The organism is Erythrobacter sp. BLCC-B19, from assembly GCF_028621955.1.
GTDB lineage: Bacteria > Pseudomonadota > Alphaproteobacteria > Sphingomonadales > Sphingomonadaceae > Erythrobacter.
This window is the reverse complement of the sequence record NZ_CP117516.1, coordinates 2,963,320-2,984,359: the sequence shown is the minus strand read 5'-3', so window position 1 is coordinate 2,984,359 and position 21,040 is coordinate 2,963,320. Positions and strand designations below refer to the sequence as shown.

The following is a 21,040-nucleotide window of genomic DNA, read 5'->3' as shown; positions in this document are numbered from 1 at the left end:
CGATCAGGACGAAGGAAGGGATCAATAGGCGCGTGCCACGAGTATGCGCTCGGTTGCGGGCGCGCCGGTGAAGATGCAAGCACCGCTGGCCGCATCGCCCCCACGCGGCACGTTGCGGATGGTGAGTTTCACCGCCTTCAGCTTCTCGACCACCGCTTCCAGCGCCGCGCCAGTGGGCTTGGCCCATTCGACCTCGACCCAGCCCGGATACTTGCCGCCCTTCTCGAAGTGGTCGACCACCGCCTGCCACTCGGTCACACCGCGGGTGATATTGGCATCGCGCCGCGCGCGGGCTTCCTCGTAGAGACCGTGCTGGATCGCTTCGAGCACCGCGCCTGCCTCGCCTGCGAAATCGGCATGGGCGGGATAGGTGAAGGCGGGCTTGCCGTTGGCGGTGTTCCACAGCTGGTCGCGGCGCAGCACGGCAATCTTGCCTTCAGCCATGTCGCGCGGGCCGACCTCGATGATGACAGGCGCGCCCTTGCGCACCCAGTCCCACCGCTTGGCCGCCGCCTTGCCGGGGGTCTTGTCGAGCAGCACGCGCACCCGCTCGCCCAGCGCGGTCTGCGATGCGAGCGCGGCGCGCACGGTTTCGCAATAGGCGATCAGCTCGGCATCTTCCGGCGCTTCGCGCAGCATCGGGATGATGACGATCTGCTGCGGCGCGATCGCGGGGGGCACGCGCAGGCCATCATCATCGCCGTGGGTCATGATGACCCCGCCGATCAGCCGCGTCGACACGCCCCAGCTGGTGGTGTGGCAATATTGCTGGGTGCCCTCGCGGTCCTGGAACTGGATGCCCGCCGCATGGGCGAAATTGGTGCCGAGATAGTGGCTGGTGCCCGCCTGGAGCGCCTTGCCATCCTGCATCATCGCTTCGATCGACCAGGTCTCGACGGCGCCAGGGAAACGCTCGTTCTCGGGCTTCTCACCCGCAATCACGGGGAGCGCGAGGTCATCCTCGGCGCAGGCGCGATACATTTCGAGCGCGCGGTGGGTTTCTGCGAGCGCATCCTCGCGGTTCTCGTGCGCGGTATGGCCTTCCTGCCAGAGGAATTCGCTGGTGCGCAGGAACATCCGCGTGCGCATCTCCCAGCGCACCACATTGGCCCACTGGTTGGTGAGCAACGGGAGATCACGCCACGATTGCACCCAGCGCGCCATGGCATCGCCGATGATCGTTTCCGAGGTCGGGCGCACCACCAGCGGCTCTTCGAGCTTCGCCTCGGGATCGGGGATCAGCCCGCCTTTGCCGTCGGCGATCAGGCGGTGGTGGGTGACGACCGCCATTTCCTTGGCGAAGCCTTCGACGTGCTCGGCCTCACGGGTGAAGTTGGCGAGCGGGATGAACAGCGGGAAGTAGCAGTTCTGCACCCCCGCTGCCTTGATCCGGTCGTCCATCAACCGCTGGATGCGCTCCCAGATGCCGTAGCCCCACGGCTTGATGACCATGCAGCCGCGCACCCCCGATTCCTCGGCGAGGTCGGCGGCGGAGATCACCTCCTGATACCACTTGGCAAAGTCGTCTTCGCGCTTGACGGTGAGCGCGTGGCGGATCTGGGACACGGGGAATTCTTCCTGCTTGAACGGATGCGGCTGTTACCGCTGCGCGCGGGCGCCCTTCGGGCTATTTGCCGAGTTCGTCCAGCTTCTTTTGCATCGCCGCCATCTGTTCGCGCAAGGCGGCAAGCTCGTCCTTGGTGTCGCTCGCTGGGGCAGCGGGCTTGTCCTTGGCCTTGCCCATGCCGGGCAAGAACACATCGGCTGCAGCGCGCATCATTGCCATGTTGGTTTCATGGATGGCGGCAAAGGGCGTCGCGCTGATGCCCTTTTCGAAGGCTTCGCGGATCCTCGACTGGTTGTCGCGGAAATTGGCCATGCTGGCTTCGAGATAGGACGGCATCAGCGCCTGCATCGAATTGCCATACATTCCGATCAGCTGCCTGAGGAAGCTGACGGGGAGCATCTGCTGCGCGCCGTTCGATTCCTCGTCCATGATGATCTGGGTGAGGATCGAATGGGTGATGTCGTCCCCGGTCTTGGCATCAAGAACCGTGAAATCGACGTTTTCGCGCACCATCTTCGACAGGTCTTCAAGCGTGATGTAGCTCGAAGAACGCGTGTTGTAGAGCCGCCGATTGGCGTATTTCTTGATGATGACCTCATCGCCCGTTTCGTTCGATGCTGTTTTCGTCCTGCCGACCATGTTCTGTTTTTACCCCGATTGTTGACCCCCGGTGACGCTCTCTTAGCACCTGCACACATTGCAGTGCAATAAGCGCCTGTCGAAGCGGTCAGGGCAGGCGCAGGCGTTGACCGATCACGGTCAGCATTTCGTAGGGCGAAAGAGCGCTTTGCTGCGCAGCACTGGCAATGTCCCAGGGCACCTCCAGCCAGTCGCCGGGGGCAAGGTCAGGGGCGGCGGCAAGGTCGACCACCACCATGTCCATCGAGACCTTCCCCAGGATCGGCAGCGCGCGACCCTGATGCGACAGGGCATTGCCCGGCCCGCGGGCGCGCAGGAAGCCGTCGGCATAGCCGATCGACACCGTGCCGACCCGCATGTGGGTGTTGGCGATGAAGGTCGCGTTATAGCCCACGCCCTCGCCCGGCGCGATCTGCCGGGTCTGCATCAGACACGCTTCCACCCGGACAACGGGGCGGATCACATCGGCAAGTTCCTCGCGCGGGACACCGCCGTAAAGCGCAAGGCCCGGGCGCGTGAGATCGAAGGCGAAGCTTTCTCCCAGTGCAACCCCTGCGCTGTTGGCCAGGCTGAGGCGCCGGTGCGCAATCGTATCTGCCGCCTCGCGCAGCAATTCGGCCTGCATCCGGTTCATCGCGGTCCGCTCGTCGGCGCTGGCAAGGTGGCTCATCAGGATGTCGACATCGAGCGCGGCGATGGCTGGATCGCCCATTTCGGCCAGAGCAATGCCCAGTCGGTTGATGCCGGTATCGACCATCAGGTGGCAGCGTCCCCCGCCGCTTGCCGACCAGCGCCGCGCCTGATCGAGCGAATTGATGACCGGCACCGCTCCGGTGGCGCGGGCATAGGCACATTCGGCTTCGGACAGCACGCCGTGGAGCACCGCTACCTGCGCTGCCGGCACATGGGCGATGACCGGCGCAACCTCGCTCCAATGGGCGACGAAGAAATCGGTGCAGCCCGCATCGCGCAGCACCGGCACGCAAGGATCGACGCCGAGGCCATAGCAGTCAGCCTTGACCGCCGCACCGGCGCGTCCCGCGCCCGACAGCGCGTCGAGCGCGCGCCAGTTGGCGGCAAGGGCGTCGCGGTCGACAGTGAGGCGCAGCGTCGCAGGCGGCGGCGGCAATGGCGCGTCAGTCATCCGCGAAGTCTCGCGGCGGGCCGCCGGGGATACCCCACCAGGCCACCAGCAGTCCGAAGGCGACCACGGCCCAGGTGTACCACAGACCCGCATAGATATCCCCGGTGCGCGCCACGATCACGCCCGCGATCAGCGGCAGGAACCCGCCGAGATAGCCTGCCCCGATGTGATAGGGAATCGACATCGAGGAATAGCGGATGCGCGGGGGGAACATCTCGGACAGCAGCGCCGCGACCGAGCCATAGGTGAGCGCCGAAAGCATCCCCAGCGCCAGCAGGACGGCAACGATGCCGATGACGTTGGCCAGCGGCGGCTCCTGTTTGGCGAAGTCAAAGCCATACAGGCCCAGCGCCGCATGGATCCCCGCTTTGCGTGCAGCGCCGTCGGCGAACCATGCCGGGTCGACCGGAACGGCATTGCCGCCAACCGTGATGCTGACAATGTCACCCTCGGTCAGGGTATATTTCACCCCCGACGCCGTGAGGGTTTCAAGCACCTTGCCGCAATCGGTCTGCTCGCGCTGGAACATTTCGGCGAAGGGATCGGTCTCGCAGGCCGGCCCGCTGACCACCACGGGCGCCTTCTCTGCCGCCGCCGCAAGGCCGGGGTTGGCAAAGCTGCCCATCAGCCAGAACAGCGGGAACAGCAGCGCGAGGCTCAGCACCGAACCGATGATGATCGGCAGCTTGCGCCCCACCCTGTCGGACCACTTGCCGACGACCACATAGAAACTCATCACGACAAGGCCCGACACCAGCAGCACCAGCTCGACCGTCAGGTCGGCGACGTGCATGGGCCCACGCAGGAAGCTCATCGCCGAGAAGAACCCGGTGTACCACACCGTCGTCAGGATGCCGGTGATCCCGAACAGCGCGACAAACAGCCGCTTGGGATTGCCGGGATAGGTCATGCTTTCGACGAAAGGATTGCCGGACGTCTCCCCGGCGGCCTTCATCGCCTGGAACACAGGGCTTTCCGACAGTTTGAGACGCATCCACAGCGAAATCGCCAGCAGCGCGATCGACAGCAGGAACGGCACACGCCAGCCCCAGGCGGCAAAGGCTTCGGCCGGGATCAGCGCGCGGCAGGCGAGCACGACGATGATCGACAGGACAAACCCTCCCGCAACGCTCGCCTGGATGAAGCTCGTGTAAAAGCCGCGCTTCTCGGGCGGCGCGTGTTCGGCCACGTAGATCGCAGCGCCGCCGTATTCCCCGCCCAGTGCCAGCCCTTGAATGACCCGAAGCAGAATGACGATGATTGGCGCTGCCATGCCGATCGTGTCGACAGTGGGGATCAGGCCGACGCCAGCAGTCGCTATGCCCATCAGGGTAACCGTCACGAGGAAGGTGTATTTGCGGCCCAGCCTGTCCCCCAGAAAGCCGAACAGCACCGCGCCCAGCGGGCGGAAGGCGAAACCGACCGCGAAGGTCGACCACACCAGCAGCAGGCCCAGCGTTTCATTGTCGGTGGCGTAGAAGGCGTCCTTCAGGATGTAGGCCAGCGTGCCGTAAATGAAGAAATCGTACCATTCGAAGATGGTGCCCGCCGATGATGCGCCGATCACCAGACGGATTTCCTTCTCGGACGGCTCGCGATCTGCGAGCGCCTGCGCCTCTGCCATGTCTGTTACATCCCCTTTGTCGCCTGCCGGCGGCACAGTCTCTTTCGCCCTGTCCCTAGCGTCACGCTGCGACGCTTGAAAGCGCCTTGCTGGCCGCCGTCCACGGCAAGAGCAATGCGCCATGCCGTCCCGGGTGCGCGCGCGCGGGGAAGAGTGCGGCGATACCAGGCCAATCGGGTTCATCGCCCTCGCCTGCCAGCCACGCTTCCAGCGCCCGGGCGGCGGCGCAAATCTCGCGCGGATCGCGCCCCTTTGCCCCCTGCGCGAATACGGCGGCCGAGGCCTGCCCGATGGCGCAGGCGCTGATCGCCATGCCCACGCCTGCGATCAGTCCCGCCGCGCCCAGCGCAAGCCCAATAGTTATCGTGCTGCCGCAACTGCGCGAACGCGCCTCAGCACGAAAAGGCAGCGCTTCGGTAAGAGGAAACTCTGCAAGGCCAGTCGCAAGGCCGAGCAGTTCAGGCGTGTAGAGCTTCTGCGCCGCGCGGGCGCTCACCGTACCAGACGCCCGGCACGCGCGGCGGCACGGTCGCGCTCTTCGGATTCGCCGCGCAGCCGTTCGCGCCGGACGGCGATCTCGGGAAGCAGCTGGCGCGAAAAGGCATCGGCCGCCGAATAGGTGCGCGCCTGCGTGATCCACTGCGGGCGCCCCTTGTAACCCCAGCTGTCATCAAAGCCGGTCACCAGAAGCGCAAAGGCGAAGACCGCGATCAATGCGCCCTTCACGGCTCCGAACCCGAAACCTAGCACCCGGTCAACCGGCCCAAGCACCGCGCCATCCGAAGCACCGCTGACATTGCCGATGATGAGTTTCATCGCCGCGTAGGGGATCAGCAGCAGCAAGACGAAGGCCAGCAGCGAATCGCCCGGGGAAACCGGATAGAGGTGGCGCAGCCCCTCGGTCAGGCCGGGGTGGATGAAGTGCAGCGCCATCGCTGCCATGATCCACGCGGCAAGCGACAGAACTTCCTGCACAAGTCCGCGCATGAAGCCGCCAATGGCGGCGACGCCGACGATAAACGCAATAATGAAATCGAGACCTGCCATTGGCAGCAACGATTATGCGCTCCCCATCACCTGGTCAACGACGTTCGCAAGTGCAGCAAGTCCGCGGTATTCCGCACCCCGCTCGCCCTGCACCGCCCCCGCTGGGCCATAGCACCGGGCAAAGCCGAGCTTGGCTGCCTCACGCAGCCGCAGCGGCGCGTGGGCAACCGGGCGGATCTCGCCGGCAAGACTGACTTCGCCAAACCACGCGGTCTTGTCCGGCAAGGCCCGGTCGGCCAGCGCCGAAACCAGCGCAGCCGCTACAGCCAGGTCGGCCGCCGGATCGGTCAGACGGTAGCCCCCGGCGATGTTGAGATAGACCTCCGCCGACGAGAAGTTCAGCCCGCAGCGCGATTCCAGCACCGCCAGCAGCATCGCGAGGCGCCCCGAATCCCACCCCACCACCGCGCGGCGCGGGGTCGCACCCGATTGCAGGCGCACGATCAGCGCCTGGATCTCGACCAGCACCGGCCGGGTGCCTTCGAGCGCCGGAAACACTGCAGAACCCGCCAGCGGCGTCTCACGGCCCGACAGGAACAGGAGCGAAGGATTGGCGACCTCCTCCAGCCCTTCGCTCGCCATCGCAAAGACACCGATCTCATCCACTGCGCCGAAGCGGTTCTTCAGCGCGCGCAGGATGCGATACTGGTGGGAGCGCTCGCCCTCGAAGCTCATCACCACATCGACCATGTGTTCGAGCACACGCGGCCCGGCAATGGTGCCGTCCTTGGTGACATGGCCGACCAGCACCAGAGCGCAGCCGCTTTCCTTGGCGTAGCGGATCAGTTCAAGCGCGCAGCCGCGAACCTGCGAGACCGTTCCGGGCGCGCCTTCGATCGTGTCGGAATGCATCGTCTGGATCGAATCGATCACCAGCAGCGCTGGCGGCGGGCCCATGCCGAGCGTCGTCAGAATATCGCGCACCGAGGTCTCGGACGCGAGCCGGATCGGCGCGTCGGCCACGCCCATCCGGCTGGCGCGCAGGCGCACCTGTCCGGCGGCTTCCTCACCGCTGACGTAGACCACATCATTGCCGCCGCGCGCAATCGTCGCCGCCGTCTGGAGCAGCAAGGTGGACTTGCCGATCCCCGGATCGCCCCCGAGCAGCACCGCCGAGCCTGGCACCAGCCCGCCGCCCAATGCGCGGTCGAACTCAGCAAGGCCGGTCGACTTCCTCACCGGCAACTGTGTGGGCGCGTTCAGCGGCTCGAACGCCACCGCCCTGCCACCGCTCGACAGGTCGTGCTTCTGCGAGAACACCGTGGCGGGCACATCCTCGACCAGCGTGTTCCACTGCCCGCAATCGGCGCATTGCCCCTGCCAGCGGTGCGACACCGACCCACATTCCTGACACACATAACGGCGCTTGGTTTTTGCCATAGGTGATCGCCATAACGAGAACAGATGACGAACGCAATTGCATTGCGCCTGTCTGCCGCGCTAGACACTTGCCATGCGCCAGAAGGAACTGCGCCTTGCCCTTGTCTGCTACGGCGGCGTCAGCCTTGCGGTCTATATGCACGGTATCACCAAGGAGGTCTGGCACCTCGCCCGGGCGAGCCGCGCGTTCCACCATCCCGATGCCGTGCATCTCGACGGCGTGTCGGCGGCCTATCGCGACTTTCTCGCGCTGGTGGAGCGTGAACATGGTCTGCGCGTGCGCGTCCTTCCCGACATCCTCACCGGGGCGAGCGCCGGGGGGATCAATGCGGTGTTCCTGGCGCAGGCGATCCATGCCGGACACAGTCTCGAACCGCTCACCGATCTGTGGCTGTCCAATGCCGATGTCGAAGCGCTGACCGATCCTGATGCCGAGCCGATGTGGCGCTATGCCAAGCTGTGGGCGCAGCCGATCGCTGAATGGTTTCTGGCCCGCCCCGGCAATGCGGTGAGCGCCACCGTCTCGCCTGAAACCCGCGCCGAGGTGCGCGCCAAGGTGTCGCGGCTGGTGCGCGGGCGGTGGTTCAACCCGCCGTTCTCGGGCGCGCGCTTTTCGGCAATGCTTTACGAGGCGCTGACCAAGATGGCGGCTGAAGGCGACGGCGTTCCGCTGCTCCCCCACGGCCACCCGGTCGATCTGGCGGTCACCGCCACCGATTTTCGCGGCCATGCCGAAACCTTGCAGCTGAACTCGCCCGCGCAGGTCGAGGAAACCGAGCACCGCCTGCCGATCACCTTTCGGGCGCGGGCGGGTGGACAAGGCGCTGATGCAATGCTGGGTGATCCGCTCGAACTGGTGCTCGCCGCGCGCGCCACGGCGAGCTTTCCGGGTGCCTTCCCGCCGCTCACCCTCTCCGAAATCGACGCGCTGGCCGAAGCCGAGGGGCACCACTGGGCGAACCGCGGCAGCTTTCTTGCCCGCACCATGCCGACCCATGTCGCGCAGCGCAGCGTTGACGAGGTCGCGCTGATCGACGGGGCGGTGCTGGTCAATGCGCCTTTCGGGGCTGCGCTCGCCGCCTTGCACGGCCGCCCCGCCCAGCGCGAGGTCGACCGGCGCTTCGTCTATCTCGACCCGCGCCCCGACGGTGCCGGGCCGACCCCGGCGATGCGCGCGCGCGGGATCGGGTTCTTCGGCGCGATCTTCGGCTCGCTCTCCACCATTCCGCGCGAACAGCCGATCCGCGACGATCTGGAACGCATCGCCCAGCAGTCGCAGGACGCTGCACGGATCAAGCGGATCGTGATGGAGCTGCAAGGCGATATCGACCGCGCGGTGGAAAAGCTGTTCGGCTATACCTTCTTGCTCGACCGCCCCACCCCCAAGCGGCTTGCGGCATGGCGCGCCAAGGCCCAGCAGGCAGCAGCCGAGCGCGCAGGCTATGCCTTTGGTGCCTATGCTCTGGTCAAGTTCGAGGGGATCCTGACGGCGCTCGCCCGGCTGACCCTCAAGGCGGCAGGACGCGAGGGCGCCGATCCCGGGCCATTGGTGCACGCCTTGCGCTGCGAGCTGGAGGCGCGCGGCCTGTCGCAGCTCACCGATGCGCAAGGCGGTGCCAATCCGGCTGCGATCGCCTTCTTCCGTGCGCACGACACGGGCTTTCGCGTCCGCCGTCTGCAACTGCTCGCCCGCAAGCTGGCGCGCGATTGGGAGCTCGATCCCGACATCCCGGAAGATGCGCTCGATCGCGCCCGCGACCAGCTCTATGGCATCCTGGCGCTGTATTATCAGCCGGACGAGGACGTTCTGGCCTCAGCCCACTTTGCCGAAATCGCGCGGCGCGCGGTCGAAGCGCCGGGTGCGGTGCTCGATTACCTCGCCACATCCCGGCTATTGCCGGCGACTGATCTGGCGGCGGAGGAAATGCTGGTCGAGGCGCTGGAAGACAGCCCCAAGACATTGAAGCGCCGGATGCTGCTGACCTATCTGGGCTTTCCCTTCTACGATGTCGCGACCCTCCCCCTCTCGCGCCGCGAGGGGCTCGACGAGTTCAACCCGGTCAAGATTGACCGCATCTCGCCCGACGATGCGCTCTCGATCCGCGAAGGCGGCACGGCGGCGACGCTGCGGGGGATCGAGTTCTACAATTTCGGCGCCTTCTTCAGCCGCGACTACCGCGAGAACGACTATCTGTGGGGGCGTCTCCACGGAGCGGAGCGGATGATCGACCTTGTCGCCTCGACCGTGACCGGCGCGATGCGGGCCGAAGCCGTCGCGGCGGCCAAGCGCGCGGCGTTTCTGGCAGTGCTCGATGAGGAGGAAGCCGCCGGGCGCTGCCAGCGCGGGCTGGTGGAGCAGATCAGGGGTGAAGTGCGCGAGCGGATGGGTTAGCCGCTCGGCGGAATATCACGCGCCATCCAGCAGGCGTGCGGGCCGTAGGTTGCGACCTTTTCTGCCAGCGCGCCTGAGGTCGCGGCGGCGGTAAAGCCGAGGCGCCGCCAATAGGCAGCCGCACCCTCCACCGCGATCAGCTCTGCGCGGCGCAGACCATCGCGCGCGGCCCCTTGGAAGGCGTGGCCGATCAAGGCCTCACCAATCCCGAGGCCGCGCCCTGCCGAGGATACCGCCAGATCGTGAATGAACAGCACCTCGCTCGGCACGCCCTCGGCCAGCACCGTTCCCACAGGCGGCGGCGATTGCTCGGCCCAGCCATGCGCGAGGAGATAGCCCAGCAAGACGCCGTCCCGTCTGGCGGCAAGGGAATAGGTTGCCGCAAGCGTCATCCGGCTGGCAAAAGCGGCCTCCGCCTCGACCAGAAATGGCGGATAGGACTCAGCCTGTAGCGCGAGCGCCGCGGGCAGGTCGGATGGCCTGAGCGCGGCGATGGTCATGGCAGGCGTGTCAGCCGTCATTGCAGAAGCCGATCGCGGGGTCAGGGCTTCAGCGGCGCAAAAAACAACAGCATCACCAATCGCGAATCATCCGGTGCCGTGCCGAAACCGGGGGCGGCGTTGTGGAACTGCCAGGGCGAAAACAGCAGCAGGCGGTTGAAGCGAGCCGGCACGCGCATGGTGCGCTCCCACTTGGCCGGGAGCGTCGTGTCGCGGTTGACCACATCCTCCACCAGCGCATTGACGTCGCTGTAACCGCTCGCCGCGATGCGCGCCGGGTCTTGCGGGACGGCCTCCAAGCCGGTGCGCTTGTGACGGAAAAAATCGGTGCCGCCCGCATCCGGCCTTGCGCAATCTTCTGGGCGCGAGAGGTAGAGGATGCCGGAATAGCTTGCGGGGTCGATATGCACCCCGCTCTTGCCTTTCGCGCCCTTGGGGGTGAGGCGGCAATGGCCGTGCTGCGTGCCCGGCGCGGGGCCGAGTGTCACGCCCAGCAGGCGCGAGACCGCCGCGTCGAGCGCGCCCGTATCGAGCGGCGCGGAGGAATTCAGGCCGGGGAAATTGCCGTGCTGCTTGGCCGGATCATATTCCAGCCCCAGCGCCGCGCGCCGCGCCGCGTAGGGATCAGCCAGAAAGTCGTCGACGATCAGGAGTGAGGGAAGCACGCCGCCCTCAGCCCCCGAACACGTCTTTCAGCTTGTCGAAGAAGCCCCGGCTTTCGGGACATTCATCGCCAGTTTCGGTCGCCTTGAACTCCTCGAGGATTTCCTTCTGGCGGCGCGAAAGTTTGGTCGGGGTTTCGACCACGATTTCGGCAACGAGATCCCCCCGCCCGCGCCCTTGCAGCACCGGCATACCTGCCCCGCGAATGCGCAGCTGCTTGCCTGACTGGATGCCAGCGGGAATTTCGAGCCGGTTGGTTGAGCCATCAAGATCGGGAATCTCGACACATCCCCCCAGCGCTGCCGTGGTGAAGCTCACCGGCACGCGCGTCGTCAGCGTTGTGCCTTCGCGTTCGAACACGGCGTGGGGCTTCACGTGGAGGAAGATGTAGAGATCGCCCGGCGGCGCGCCGCGCTGGCCGGCCTCGCCCTTGCCTGACAGGCGGATGCGGGTGCCGGTGTCGACACCTGCGGGGATTTCGACCTTCAAGGTCTGCCCCTTGTCGACCCTGCCCTCGCCCCGGCAGACGCGGCAGGGGTTTTCGATCACCGTGCCGCGCCCGTTGCAGGTCGGGCACGGGCGCTCGATCACGAACAAGCCCTGCTTGGCGCGCACTGTGCCCATGCCATGGCACAGATTGCACTGGCGTTCGGAGGTGCCGGGTGTCGCGCCGGTGCCGTCGCAGGTGTCGCAGGATTGCGAGACTTCGATCTCGATCTCGGTCGATTTGCCGTGGAATGCCTCTTCGAGGCTCACCTGCAGATCATAGCGCAGATCGGCGCCGCGCCGGTTGGGCTGACGCTGCGCGCCGCCCCCGCCGCCAAAGGCGCTGCCGAAGATCGTCTCGAAGATGTCGCCGATGTCGGCAAAACCGTCTGCACCGCGCCCGCCAAAGCCGCCGCCGCCGAACGGCCCACCCCCGCCGCCGCCATTCATGCCGCGGGTGAAAGCCTCATGGCCATAGCGATCATAGGCCGCGCGCTTCTGCGGGTCCTTGAGGCAATCATAGGCCTCGTTGATCGCCTTGAACTTGGCCTCGGCACCCGCGTCGCCCGGATTGCGGTCCGGGTGCCACTTCATGGCGAGCTTGCGATAGGCGCTCTTGAGCGTCGCGCCATCGGCGTCGCGGCTGCACTCGAGCGTTGCGTAATAGTCGGTCTGGGTCGCCATTTTTCAGCCTTCCTTACCCACCCGTCACCCCCGCGCGAACGGGGGGCCAGCTCATTGCGCCGGGTGGCTCATAGCCGAGCTGGATCCCCGCCTGCGCGGAGATGACGAGGGAGTGATCAGGATGATCGCTCAGCCCTTCTTGTCTTCGTCGACCTCGGAAAACTCGGCGTCGACGACGTCTTCAGCCGGAGCCTCTTCGGCGGCAGCAGCCTCGCCCTCGGGCCCGGCGGCCTGACCGGCTTCATAGATCTGCTGGCCCATCTTCATGGCCGCCTGCGTAAGCGCCTGCGCCTTGGCGCTGATGTCATCGGCATCGCCGCCTTCGAGCGCGGTCTTGACCGCCGCGATGGCTTCCTCGACCTCGGTCTTGGTGGCCGCGTCGATCTTGGCCCCGTGCTCTTCAAGCTGCTTTTCGGTCGCGTGCACAAGGCTGTCAGCCTGGTTGCGCGCTTCGGCAGCAGCACGGCGCTTCTTGTCCTCTTCGGCGAACTTCTCTGCGTCCTTGACCATCTGGTCGATGTCAGCGTCCGACAGACCGCCCGAGGCCTGGATCTTGATCGTCTGCTCCTTGCCGGTGCCCTTGTCCTTGGCCGCCACGGACACAATCCCGTTGGCGTCGATGTCGAAGGTCACTTCGATCTGCGGCACGCCGCGCGGGGCGGGCGGAATGCCGATCAGGTCGAAATTGCCGAGCAGCTTGTTGTCCGCCGCCATCTCGCGCTCGCCCTGATAGACCTTGATCGTCACCGCGTTCTGGTTGTCCTCGGCGGTCGAGTAGGTCTGGGTCTTCTTGGTCGGGATGGTGGTGTTGCGGTCGATCATGCGGGTGAACACGCCGCCCAGCGTTTCGATGCCGAGCGAGAGCGGGGTCACGTCGAGCAGCAGCACGTCCTTGACGTCGCCCTGAAGCACGCCCGCCTGAATCGCCGCGCCCATGGCGACGACTTCATCCGGGTTCACGCCGGTGTGCGGCTTGGCGCCGAAGAAGGCTTCAACGACTTCGCGCACCTTGGGCATACGGGTCATGCCACCCACGAGGATCACCTCGTCGACCTGATCCTTGGTGACGCCCGCATCGGCCAGTGCCTTCTTGCACGGTTCAAGCGTGCGCTGGATCAGCCCGTCGACCATCTTTTCGAGGTCGGCGCGGGTGATCGTTTCGACGAGGTGCAGCGGGGTGGTGCTGCCGCCTTCCATGCGCGCGGTGATGAAGGGCAGGTTGATCTCGGTCGAAGCCGCGCTCGACAGTTCGATCTTGGCCTTTTCGGCCGCTTCCTTCAGGCGCTGAAGCGCAAGCTTGTCGGTCTTGAGATCCATCTGCTCCTTCTTCTTGAAGGAATCCGCGAGGAACTCGACGATCGCATTGTCGAAGTCTTCACCGCCGAGGAAGGTGTCGCCATTGGTCGACTTCACTTCGAACACGCCGTCGCCGATTTCGAGGATCGAGACGTCGAAGGTGCCGCCGCCAAGGTCGTAGACGGCGATGGTCTTGCCGTCTTCCTTGTCCATCCCGTAAGCGAGCGCCGCGGCAGTCGGCTCGTTGATGATGCGCAGCACTTCAAGGCCGGCGATCTGCCCTGCATCCTTGGTCGCCTGACGCTGGGCGTCGTTGAAATAGGCGGGCACGGTGATGACGGCCTGCGTCACGGTCTCGCCCAGATAGCTCTCGGCGGTTTCCTTCATCTTCTGCAGGATGAAGGCGCTGATCTGCGAGGGGCTGTAATCTTCGCCGCCCGCATTGACCCAGGCATCGCCGTTCTTGCCCTTGGTGATCTTGTAGGGGACGAGCTCCATGTCCTTCTTGGTCATGGGATCGTCGAACCGGCGGCCGATCAGGCGCTTGATCGCGAACAGGGTGTTGTCGGGGTTGGTGACCGCCTGACGCTTGGCCGGCTGGCCGATCAGGCGCTGGCCATCCTTGGTGAAGGCGACGATCGAGGGCGTGGTGCGCGCGCCTTCCGAATTCTCGATGACCTTGGGCTTGCCGCCGTCCATGACTGCGACGCAGGAATTGGTGGTGCCGAGGTCGATACCGATTACTTTACCCATTGCTTTCCCATCCATGAGGACAATTGTTGGACACCGCTGCCGTCGGCTTCCCGGTTGTCGGCAAAGCACCTTGGCGGCTCGTTTGTGACGGCGATATAGGTGCGGTTTCGCTTGGCACAAGAGACCGGGCACCCTAGTTTTGGATGCCTTCCACGGCTGCGTCACACAGGAGAGACTTGCGTGAAAACTATTTGCCTTGCCACACGCGCGGTATGCGCTGCGGCGCTGCTTGCAGGCGTTGCGGCCTGCGCTCCTGATGCGGACGCACCGACACAGGCCGAGCCGCGCGCTGTTGCCAACGCCGGGCTTACCGTCAGCAATGCCAGGATCGTGCTGGCCCCGGTCGCAGGCAACCCGGCGGCGGCCTATTTCGACCTGTCCTACAACGGCAAGTCCGGCGTAAGCCTGACCGGTGTCGAGGTCGAAGGCGCAGGGATGACGATGATCCATGACTACGCCAACACAGGCGGCAAGGCGCAGATGGTGATGGCCGATAGCGTGCCGCTTACCGAGGGGGCGCCGGTCACCTTTGCGCCGGGCGGGTTGCACGTGATGGCGATGGAGCCGACCGATGCGCTCAAGCCCGGCGGCACCGCCAGGCTGACGCTGATCCTCTCCGATCAGACCAAGGTGACTGTCGATGCGCCGGTGAAAGCGGCCGGGGACGAACGCTGACCGACACGCCGCCAGCCTGTCCGGTCGGCGGCGAGCGCGCGCTGACCGCGGGCGAGGTCGCACTTGCCCGGTCGATGTTTGGCGATGCGATTGATTATGCGCCGGTGCGGATCAAGCGCCGCAAGTTCTTCCCGCTTCACCCCCGGGGTGTGACGATGGCGCCGATGGGCCATCTCCACTTCCACCCCGGCGCGGCGCATTACTGCGACGATTTCGCCGCCGCCTCGCTCGAACGGCAAGCGCATTTCATCCACGAGATGGTGCACGTCTGGCAGGCGCAGACCCGCGGCCGCTGGCATCTGGTGCTGCGCCGCCATCCGTGGTGCCGCTATGACTATGCCTTGAAGCCGGGCTGGACGCTCGAACGCTACGGGATCGAGCAGCAGGCCGAAATCGTGCGCCACGCCTTCCTGCTGCGCGAGGGTGCTGTGGTCGCCGGCGCTCCGGCACTGGCGACCTACGCGGCCATCCTGCCCTTCAACGCCTAGTCCGGCTTCTTCGCCACCGCCACCATCGCGGCGCGCAGCAGGCGATCCTTGATCATCCAACCCGCCTGCATTTCCGAGACGATCGTGCCCGGTTCGTGATCGGCAGAGGGAACCTCCAGCATCGCCTGGTGCTGGTTGGGGTCGAGCGGCAGGCCGACGGCGGCAATGCGGGTGATCCCATTGCTGGCGAACACCTTTTCCAGCTCGCGCTGGGTCGCTTCGAGCCCGACAACGAGCCCCTTCATGCTGTCATCCTCGCGCAAGGCCTGCGGAATCGCGTCGATGGCGCGCGACAGATTGTCAGCAACCGACAGAATATCGCGAGCAAAGCCGGTCGCGGCATAGGCGCGCGCTTCGTCCTTTTCGCGTTCGAGACGGCGGCGCACGTTCTGGGTTTCGGCCTGCGCGTAGAGCACTTCCTGCTTGGCGGCATCGAGATCGCGCTTCAGCGATTCGAGCGCCTCGGCGAGCGGGCTTTCATCCTCGCCGCCTTCGCGCAGATGTTCGGGCACACCCTTCAATTCATCTTCAACCGCCTGATCCAGCGGCTTTTCGTTCTCGGTCATGTCGGTTTGGCTTTCCATTCAAGCGATGAGCTTGCCCAGCGAACGGGCGGTCAGATCCACCATGGGGACGACGCGGGCGTAATTCAACCGCGTGGGGCCGATCACCCCCAAGACGCCGACCACCCGCCCCTCGCGGTCGCGATAGGGCGAGGCGATGACGCTGGAGCCGCTGAGCGCGAACAACCGGTTCTCGCTGCCGATGAAGATCCGCGTTGCATCAGCCTCGCGCGCCGAATCGAGCAGTTCGGCGACCGATTGCTTGTTTTCGAGGTCTTCGAGCAGCATCCGCACCCGTTCGATATCGCCGAGCGCTGCCTCGTCGAGCAGGTTGGCGGCGCCCCGGACAATCAGCACAGGCCGCGCGGCAGCGTCCGCGCTCCACACCGCCAGCCCGCGTTCGACCAGATCGCGGCTGGCATCATCGAGCTGGGAGCGACCGGTGCTGATCTCCGCCCGCATCGCGGCAGCCGCCTCGGCGAGCGTGCGGCCCGCAAGCCGCGCCGTGATGTAGTTCGACGCGCGGTCGAGCGCGCCGGGCGAAAGCGCGCCGCCGATGGTCAGCACGCGGTTCTCGACTCCGCCATCCTCGCCCACCAGCACCGCCAGCGCGCGGCCCTGCCCGAGGTCGACGAGACTGAATTGGGCGAGACGCTGTTCGCGCGGGGCAACCAGCACCATCCCCGCCGCACCCGACAAGTCGGACAGGATCGCGCTCGCCTGCTTCAAGGCGGCTTCCACCGGCCCGGCTTCGGCAAGCCGCGCCTCGATTGCTGCCTGTTCCTGCGCGGTCGGTTCGGCCACTCGCATCATGCCATCGACGAAAATCCTGAGGCCCGCATCGGTCGGCATCCGTCCCGCACTGGTGTGCGGTGCGGCCAGCAACCCCGCCGCCTCCAGATCGGCGAGCACCGAACGGATCGAAGCGGGCGAGAGGTTGAGCGTGCCGTCTGCCGCCAGCGTCTTGGAGCCTACCGGTTGGCCGCTTTCGATATAGCCTTCGACCACACGCTGAAAAATGTCGCGCGCGCGGGCTGTCAGTTCGGTGACGGGAAGCGATGCCATGGGGGCAATCTTAGTCTTTGCGCTTGCCGCGACAAGTGGGCCGCGCCTAATGGCCGGCAAGCCTCAAACGGAGTTTTCCATGCGCCCTTCAGGACGCGCGCCCGATGAAATGCGCGCCATCACCATCGAAACCGGTTTCACCAAGCACGCCGAAGGATCGGTGCTGATCGGCTTCGGCGATACCAAGGTGCTGTGCACCGCGAGCGTCGAAAAGGGCGTCCCGCCATGGCTGCGGGGCAAGGGCGAAGGCTGGGTGACGGGCGAATACTCGATGCTCCCGCGCGCCACCCACACCCGCGGCGCACGCGAGGCGGCCAAGGGCAAGCAATCGGGCCGCACGCAAGAAATCCAGCGGCTTATCGGGCGTTCCTTACGCGCCGTAGTAGATTTGCAGAAGCTCGGCGAGCGACAGATCACCTTGGATTGCGACGTGATCCAGGCCGATGGTGGCACGCGCACCGCCGCCATCTCGGGCGCGTGGATCGCGCTGCGGCTGGCGGTCAACGGCTTGATGGCCTCTGGCGACATCAAGCATGATCCGATTCAGGCGCAGGTCGCCGGCATTTCCTGCGGCATCTTCAAGGGCACGCCCGTCCTCGACCTCGATTACGATGAGGATTCGAACGCGGAAGCCGACGGCAATTTCGTGCTGCTCTCGGGCGGCAAGATTGCCGAGGTGCAGGCGACGGCCGAAGGCGCGACCTATGACGAGGAAGCGCTCCTGCGCCTCCTGCGCCTCGCCCGCATCGGCTGCGACCGGATCTTTGCGGCGCAGCTGGACGCGGTGAAATGACACGCCGGATCGGCTCCGGCACCCTGGTGATTGCCACGCACAACGCGGGCAAGCTCAAGGAAATCTCCGCGCTGCTCGATCCTTACGGGGTGAAGTGCATCTCCGCCGGATCGCTCGGTCTGCCCGAGCCGGCGGAAACCGGCACCACTTTCGCGCAGAACGCGCTGATCAAGGCGCGGTCGGCGGCGGAGGCTTCGGGGCTGGCGGCGCTGGCGGATGACAGCGGGCTGAGCGTCGCAGCACTCGGCGGGCGGCCCGGTGTCTATACCGCCGACTGGGCCGAGCGGCAGTGGTTCGAAGGCGCGCCGGGGCGCGACTGGTACATGGCGATGGGCAAGGTCGAAGGGCTGCTCGCCCAGCAAGGCCCCGAGGTTGACCGCGCCGCCGCCTTCCACTGCGTTCTGGCGATTGCCTGGCCTGATGGCGAGCACGTGATCTATGAAGGCACGTGTCAGGGCACTCTCACCTGGCCACCGCGCGGGGAAATGGGGTTCGGCTATGATCCGGTGTTCGTGCCGACGGGCAGCGCCTTGACCTTCGCGGAAATCCCCCCCGAAGCCAAGCACGACGTCAGCCACCGCGCGGATGCCTTCGCCAAGCTGGTCGCCGAACAGTTCGGCTGAGCGCTCCCGTCAGCGCTGCGCCAGCCTTGCAGCCGGATCGAGGTGGTAGCCGATCAAATTGCCTGCGGGCCAGTAGCGGCAGACCAGCACTTCATGCCGCGCATTGACCGCGCTGGCACAGCCGACTTCCTGCGTTTCGGGCCAGATGATCTGGGTATAATGCCCGACATCGCTCCAGCGCCCGGTGGTCGCAACATCGGGGAAGGTGCCGGGCCGAAACAGGCGCTTTTCGGCCAGAAACAGCCCGATCATCTGCCCCGGCGCATAGGTATCGCGCGTGCCTTTCCACAGGTTCTCGCCCTGGCCGATGGCGAGCAGGTCTGGTGCGTGCTGGAACGCGCCGCGCTGTGCGAGGTTTTCCGCCCAGGCCTTGGCATCGCGCATCAGGGCATGGTTCCAGCGCAGCTTGCCAAGGCCGACTTCGGCGCGCGCTTCGTTATGCTCGGCGAGCCATTCCTGCTCGGCCGGGTAAAGCGGGCGCTGGTCTTGCGGTAGAGCGGGCGCTGCTGTCATAAGCACCACGGCGCCCAGCAGACGCGCCATCAGGGTCGAGGAACAGGAACTCCGCATGGCATTTGTCTATGCACCAACGGTTAAGCGGGGCTGAAAATTTCCCCTGTGGCCCGCGCGCTTTATATCCACTGGCCGTTCTGCGCCAAGAAATGTCCCTATTGCGACTTCAACTCGCATGTGCGCGCCGGTGTCGACGTGGCGGCGTGGCAGGCCGCGCTCATCGCCGATATGCGCGCCGAGGCCGAGGTGGCGGGCGGCGAGGCGCTGACCTCGATTTTCTTCGGCGGCGGCACGCCCTCGCTGATGCCCCCTGCCCTTGTCGCCGCGCTGCTGGCAGAAGCGGAGCGGCTGTGGGGCTTCGATCCGTCAATCGAAATCACGCTGGAGGCCAACCCCTCCTCGGTCGAAGCGGCAAACTTTGCAGCGCTGGCGGGTGCGGGGGTGAACCGCGTCTCGCTCGGTGTGCAGTCGTTGGACGATGCCGAACTGCGCTTCCTCGGGCGGCTGCACGGTGCCGAAGAAGCGCTGGCGGCGCTGGAGACCGCGCAGACACATTTTGCACGGGTGAGCTTCGACCTGATCTATGCCCTGCCCGGCCATACCCCCGAATTGTGGGAACAGCGCCTTGCGCGCGCGCTGGGGTTCGGGACGGGGCACCTTTCGCTCTATCAGCTGACGATCGAGCCCGGCACGCGCTTTGCCAGCGACGTGCGGCGCGGGCGCCTGACCCCGCTCGATGACGACGAGGCCGCCGCGCTGTTCGATCTGACGCAGGAGCGCACCGCCGCTGCAGGCCTCCCCGCCTATGAGACCAGCAACCACGCCCGCGGGGGGCAAGAGAGCCGCCACAACCTCGCCTATTGGCGCTATCAGGATTACGCCGGGATCGGCCCCGGCGCGCATGGGCGGCGCGGCGGCGTGGCGACAGTGCGGCACAAGAAGCCCGAGAATTTCCTCAAGGCGGTCGCCACCCAAGGCAACGGCATCGCAGAGGCGCGTGCTTTGGCGGTGAGCGACCAGGCCGCCGAAGCGCTGTTAATGGGGCTGCGGCTGACCGAGGGCGTCGATCTGGCGGCGCTCTCGGCGCGCTTCGGTCTGCCGCTCGCCGGGCTGATCGACGAAGCCGCGCTAGCCCGGCTCGCCGACCTTGGGCTGATGTGGCGCGAGGGTGCGCGCATCGGTGTCGCGCCGCCCGGACGCGGGCTGCTCGACGCCTTGCTGGGCGAGCTGGTTGCCGACAGTCTGGTCACGGCATGAGCGCGGGCGATCTGCTAGCGATCTGGCGCGCGCATCTCGCGGATAATCGCCGCCGCTCGCCGCATACGGTGCGCGCCTACGGGGATGCGGCGGCGCGGCTGATGGCGGCGTTGGGGTGTGCGGACTGGGCGGATGTGGCGCGGGTGGAGGCGCATCACCTGCGCGCACACCTCGCCGCGCGGCGGGCAGAGGGTCTCGGCAATGCCAGCACCGCGCGCGAGCTTTCCGCGCTCAAGGCCTTCATCGCCTTTGCCAGAGCGCAGGCGGGCGATCCCGACCCCGCCACCCCGCGCCTGCGCGGCCCCCGGATCAAGAAAGGCCTCCCCCGACCCGTCACCCCCGACGAGGCAGTGAACCTCACGGACATGGTCGACGGACTTGCGGGAGACGGTTGGATCGGCGCGCGCGACCGGGCGGTGCTGCTCTTGATGTACGGCTCGGGCCTGCGCATCGCCGAGGCGCTGTCGCTGAAGGGCAGCGATGCGATGCTGGGTGATGTGTTGCTGGTGACCGGCAAGGGCGGCAAGCAGCGGGCCGTGCCGATCCTCCCGATCACGCGGGCGGCGGTGGCGGCCTATGCGCGCAGCTGCCCCTACCCCCTCCCCGCATCAGAGCCGCTGTTCAGGGGCGCGAAGGGCGGGCCGCTGTCGCCTGCGATGGTGCAGCGCGCGATGGCGCAGGCGCGCCGCGCCTTGGGGCTGCCCGATACGGCAACGCCCCATGCGCTCCGGCACTCCTTTGCCACGCACCTCTTGAGCGCGGGGGCTGATCTGCGCTCGCTTCAGGAGTTGCTCGGCCATGCATCGCTGGGGTCGACCCAGATCTACACCCGGGTCGATGCCGCCGCCTTGCTGGAGAATTACCGCAAGGCCCACCCGCGGGGCTAGG

21 protein-coding genes are annotated in these 21,040 nt (G+C 66.4%); 7 read left to right on the top strand and 14 right to left on the bottom strand.

The features are described 5' to 3' along the window. Positions 1–21: 21 nt before the first annotated feature. The 7 genes from PS060_RS14035 to radA all read right to left on the bottom strand — a co-directional run bounded on the left by PS060_RS14035 (position 22) and on the right by radA (position 7,401). Positions 22–1,566 (bottom strand): aminoacyl--tRNA ligase-related protein, encoded by a 1,545-nt coding sequence (locus tag PS060_RS14035; RefSeq protein WP_273984000.1) that lies wholly within the window; start codon positions 1,564–1,566, stop codon positions 22–24. 61 nt (positions 1,567–1,627) lie between these two features. After that, the gene (gene phaR, locus PS060_RS14030) at positions 1,628–2,206 is read right to left on the bottom strand and encodes a polyhydroxyalkanoate synthesis repressor PhaR (RefSeq protein WP_273983998.1); all 579 of its coding nucleotides are present in this window, start codon (positions 2,204–2,206) and stop codon (positions 1,628–1,630) included. Positions 2,207–2,294: 88 nt separating this feature from the next. After that, a complete protein-coding gene (alr, locus tag PS060_RS14025; RefSeq protein ID WP_273983997.1) occupies positions 2,295–3,350 on the bottom strand; it encodes an alanine racemase in 1,056 nt (351 codons plus the stop codon). Then, entirely contained in the window at positions 3,343–4,974 is a 1,632-nt protein-coding gene (locus PS060_RS14020) for an MFS transporter (protein ID WP_273983995.1), read from the bottom strand. Before PS060_RS14020 ends, alr begins: the two co-directional genes overlap by 8 nt. 61 nt (positions 4,975–5,035) lie before the next feature. Next, the gene (locus PS060_RS14015; protein ID WP_273983993.1) at positions 5,036–5,470 is read right to left on the bottom strand and encodes an iron-sulfur cluster assembly scaffold protein; all 435 of its coding nucleotides are present in this window, start codon (positions 5,468–5,470) and stop codon (positions 5,036–5,038) included. Next, a complete protein-coding gene (locus PS060_RS14010) occupies positions 5,467–6,021 on the bottom strand; it encodes a CvpA family protein (RefSeq protein WP_273983992.1) in 555 nt (184 codons plus the stop codon). Before PS060_RS14010 ends, PS060_RS14015 begins: the two co-directional genes overlap by 4 nt. A 12-nt stretch (positions 6,022–6,033) precedes the next feature. Further along, positions 6,034–7,401, bottom strand: a complete 1,368-nt coding sequence (gene radA / locus PS060_RS14005; RefSeq protein WP_273983990.1) for a DNA repair protein RadA — start codon at positions 7,399–7,401, stop codon at positions 6,034–6,036. A 73-nt stretch (positions 7,402–7,474) separates the two neighbouring features. On the opposite strand from radA, the gene PS060_RS14000 reads away from it, so the two are divergent. Next, a complete protein-coding gene (locus PS060_RS14000; protein WP_273983989.1) occupies positions 7,475–9,793 on the top strand; it encodes a patatin-like protein in 2,319 nt (772 codons plus the stop codon). Here PS060_RS14000 and PS060_RS13995 read toward each other — a convergent pair. From PS060_RS13995 to dnaK, 4 genes are all read right to left on the bottom strand, one after another. Next, entirely contained in the window at positions 9,790–10,314 is a 525-nt protein-coding gene (locus PS060_RS13995; RefSeq protein WP_273983988.1) for a GNAT family N-acetyltransferase, read from the bottom strand. The genes PS060_RS14000 and PS060_RS13995 overlap by 4 nt on opposite strands. Before the next feature lie 20 nt (positions 10,315–10,334). Then, positions 10,335–10,958 carry a DUF6445 family protein gene (locus PS060_RS13990; RefSeq protein ID WP_273983987.1) on the bottom strand — a complete coding sequence of 208 codons (624 nt, stop codon included), beginning with the start codon at positions 10,956–10,958 and terminating at the stop codon, positions 10,335–10,337. A gap of 7 nt (positions 10,959–10,965) precedes the next feature. After that, a complete protein-coding gene (gene dnaJ / locus PS060_RS13985; RefSeq protein ID WP_273983985.1) occupies positions 10,966–12,126 on the bottom strand; it encodes a molecular chaperone DnaJ in 1,161 nt (386 codons plus the stop codon). Positions 12,127–12,255: 129 nt separating this feature from the next. Then, positions 12,256–14,175 carry a molecular chaperone DnaK gene (dnaK, locus tag PS060_RS13980; RefSeq protein ID WP_273983984.1) on the bottom strand — a complete coding sequence of 640 codons (1,920 nt, stop codon included), beginning with the start codon at positions 14,173–14,175 and terminating at the stop codon, positions 12,256–12,258. 180 nt (positions 14,176–14,355) lie between these two features. On the opposite strand from dnaK, the gene PS060_RS13975 reads away from it, so the two are divergent. Together PS060_RS13975 and PS060_RS13970 are read left to right on the top strand one after the other, a co-directional pair. Then, positions 14,356–14,850: a copper chaperone PCu(A)C gene (locus tag PS060_RS13975; protein ID WP_273983983.1), complete on the top strand. Its 495-nt coding sequence runs from the start codon at positions 14,356–14,358 to the stop codon at positions 14,848–14,850. A gap of 74 nt (positions 14,851–14,924) precedes the next feature. Then, entirely contained in the window at positions 14,925–15,338 is a 414-nt protein-coding gene (locus PS060_RS13970; protein WP_273983982.1) for a vgr related protein, read from the top strand. Here PS060_RS13970 and PS060_RS13965 read toward each other — a convergent pair. After that, positions 15,335–15,922, bottom strand: a complete 588-nt coding sequence (locus PS060_RS13965) for a nucleotide exchange factor GrpE (RefSeq protein ID WP_443112385.1) — start codon at positions 15,920–15,922, stop codon at positions 15,335–15,337. The two genes, PS060_RS13970 and PS060_RS13965, sit on opposite strands and share 4 nt — an antisense overlap. After that, a complete protein-coding gene (hrcA, locus tag PS060_RS13960; RefSeq protein WP_273983981.1) occupies positions 15,923–16,966 on the bottom strand; it encodes a heat-inducible transcriptional repressor HrcA in 1,044 nt (347 codons plus the stop codon). It lies immediately after the preceding gene. 79 nt (positions 16,967–17,045) lie between these two features. Between hrcA and rph the strand changes: the two genes are divergently transcribed. Further along, positions 17,046–17,759 carry a ribonuclease PH gene (rph, locus tag PS060_RS13955; protein ID WP_273983980.1) on the top strand — a complete coding sequence of 238 codons (714 nt, stop codon included), beginning with the start codon at positions 17,046–17,048 and terminating at the stop codon, positions 17,757–17,759. Then, positions 17,756–18,382: an RdgB/HAM1 family non-canonical purine NTP pyrophosphatase gene (rdgB, locus tag PS060_RS13950; protein WP_273983979.1), complete on the top strand. Its 627-nt coding sequence runs from the start codon at positions 17,756–17,758 to the stop codon at positions 18,380–18,382. Before rph ends, rdgB begins: the two co-directional genes overlap by 4 nt. A 9-nt stretch (positions 18,383–18,391) precedes the next feature. On the opposite strand, the gene PS060_RS13945 is transcribed toward rdgB, so the two are convergent. Beyond that, positions 18,392–18,925, bottom strand: coding sequence for a CAP domain-containing protein (locus tag PS060_RS13945; protein ID WP_273983978.1), 534 nt, complete (start codon positions 18,923–18,925; stop codon positions 18,392–18,394). Between the two features lie 75 nt (positions 18,926–19,000). Between PS060_RS13945 and hemW the strand changes: the two genes are divergently transcribed. Beyond that, positions 19,001–20,152, top strand: coding sequence for a radical SAM family heme chaperone HemW (gene hemW, locus PS060_RS13940; RefSeq protein ID WP_273983975.1), 1,152 nt, complete (start codon positions 19,001–19,003; stop codon positions 20,150–20,152). After that, positions 20,149–21,039 carry a tyrosine recombinase XerC gene (locus tag PS060_RS13935; protein WP_273983974.1) on the top strand — a complete coding sequence of 297 codons (891 nt, stop codon included), beginning with the start codon at positions 20,149–20,151 and terminating at the stop codon, positions 21,037–21,039. Before hemW ends, PS060_RS13935 begins: the two co-directional genes overlap by 4 nt. The last annotated feature ends 1 nt before the right edge of the window (position 21,040 follow it).

What these genes read in the sequence shown, in the direction of transcription:
- phaR (WP_273983998.1), bottom strand. Translation starts at nt 2,206, where the DNA reads ATGGTCGGCAGGACGAAAACAGCATCGAACGAAACGGGCGATGAGGTC.
- alr (WP_273983997.1), bottom strand. Translation starts at nt 3,350, where the DNA reads ATGACTGACGCGCCATTGCCGCCGCCGCCTGCGACGCTGCGCCTCACT.
- PS060_RS14020 (WP_273983995.1), bottom strand. Translation starts at nt 4,974, where the DNA reads ATGGCAGAGGCGCAGGCGCTCGCAGATCGCGAGCCGTCCGAGAAGGAA.
- PS060_RS14010 (WP_273983992.1), bottom strand. Translation starts at nt 6,021, where the DNA reads ATGGCAGGTCTCGATTTCATTATTGCGTTTATCGTCGGCGTCGCCGCC.
- radA (WP_273983990.1), bottom strand. Translation starts at nt 7,401, where the DNA reads ATGGCAAAAACCAAGCGCCGTTATGTGTGTCAGGAATGTGGGTCGGTG.
- PS060_RS14000 (WP_273983989.1), top strand. Translation starts at nt 7,475, where the DNA reads ATGCGCCAGAAGGAACTGCGCCTTGCCCTTGTCTGCTACGGCGGCGTC.
- PS060_RS13995 (WP_273983988.1), bottom strand. Translation starts at nt 10,314, where the DNA reads ATGACGGCTGACACGCCTGCCATGACCATCGCCGCGCTCAGGCCATCC.
- dnaJ (WP_273983985.1), bottom strand. Translation starts at nt 12,126, where the DNA reads ATGGCGACCCAGACCGACTATTACGCAACGCTCGAGTGCAGCCGCGAC.
- dnaK (WP_273983984.1), bottom strand. Translation starts at nt 14,175, where the DNA reads ATGGGTAAAGTAATCGGTATCGACCTCGGCACCACCAATTCCTGCGTC.
- PS060_RS13970 (WP_273983982.1), top strand. Translation starts at nt 14,925, where the DNA reads ATGTTTGGCGATGCGATTGATTATGCGCCGGTGCGGATCAAGCGCCGC.
- PS060_RS13965 (WP_443112385.1), bottom strand. Translation starts at nt 15,922, where the DNA reads ATGGAAAGCCAAACCGACATGACCGAGAACGAAAAGCCGCTGGATCAG.
- hrcA (WP_273983981.1), bottom strand. Translation starts at nt 16,966, where the DNA reads ATGGCATCGCTTCCCGTCACCGAACTGACAGCCCGCGCGCGCGACATT.
- rph (WP_273983980.1), top strand. Translation starts at nt 17,046, where the DNA reads ATGCGCCCTTCAGGACGCGCGCCCGATGAAATGCGCGCCATCACCATC.
- rdgB (WP_273983979.1), top strand. Translation starts at nt 17,756, where the DNA reads ATGACACGCCGGATCGGCTCCGGCACCCTGGTGATTGCCACGCACAAC.
- PS060_RS13945 (WP_273983978.1), bottom strand. Translation starts at nt 18,925, where the DNA reads ATGGCGCGTCTGCTGGGCGCCGTGGTGCTTATGACAGCAGCGCCCGCT.
- PS060_RS13935 (WP_273983974.1), top strand. Translation starts at nt 20,149, where the DNA reads ATGAGCGCGGGCGATCTGCTAGCGATCTGGCGCGCGCATCTCGCGGAT.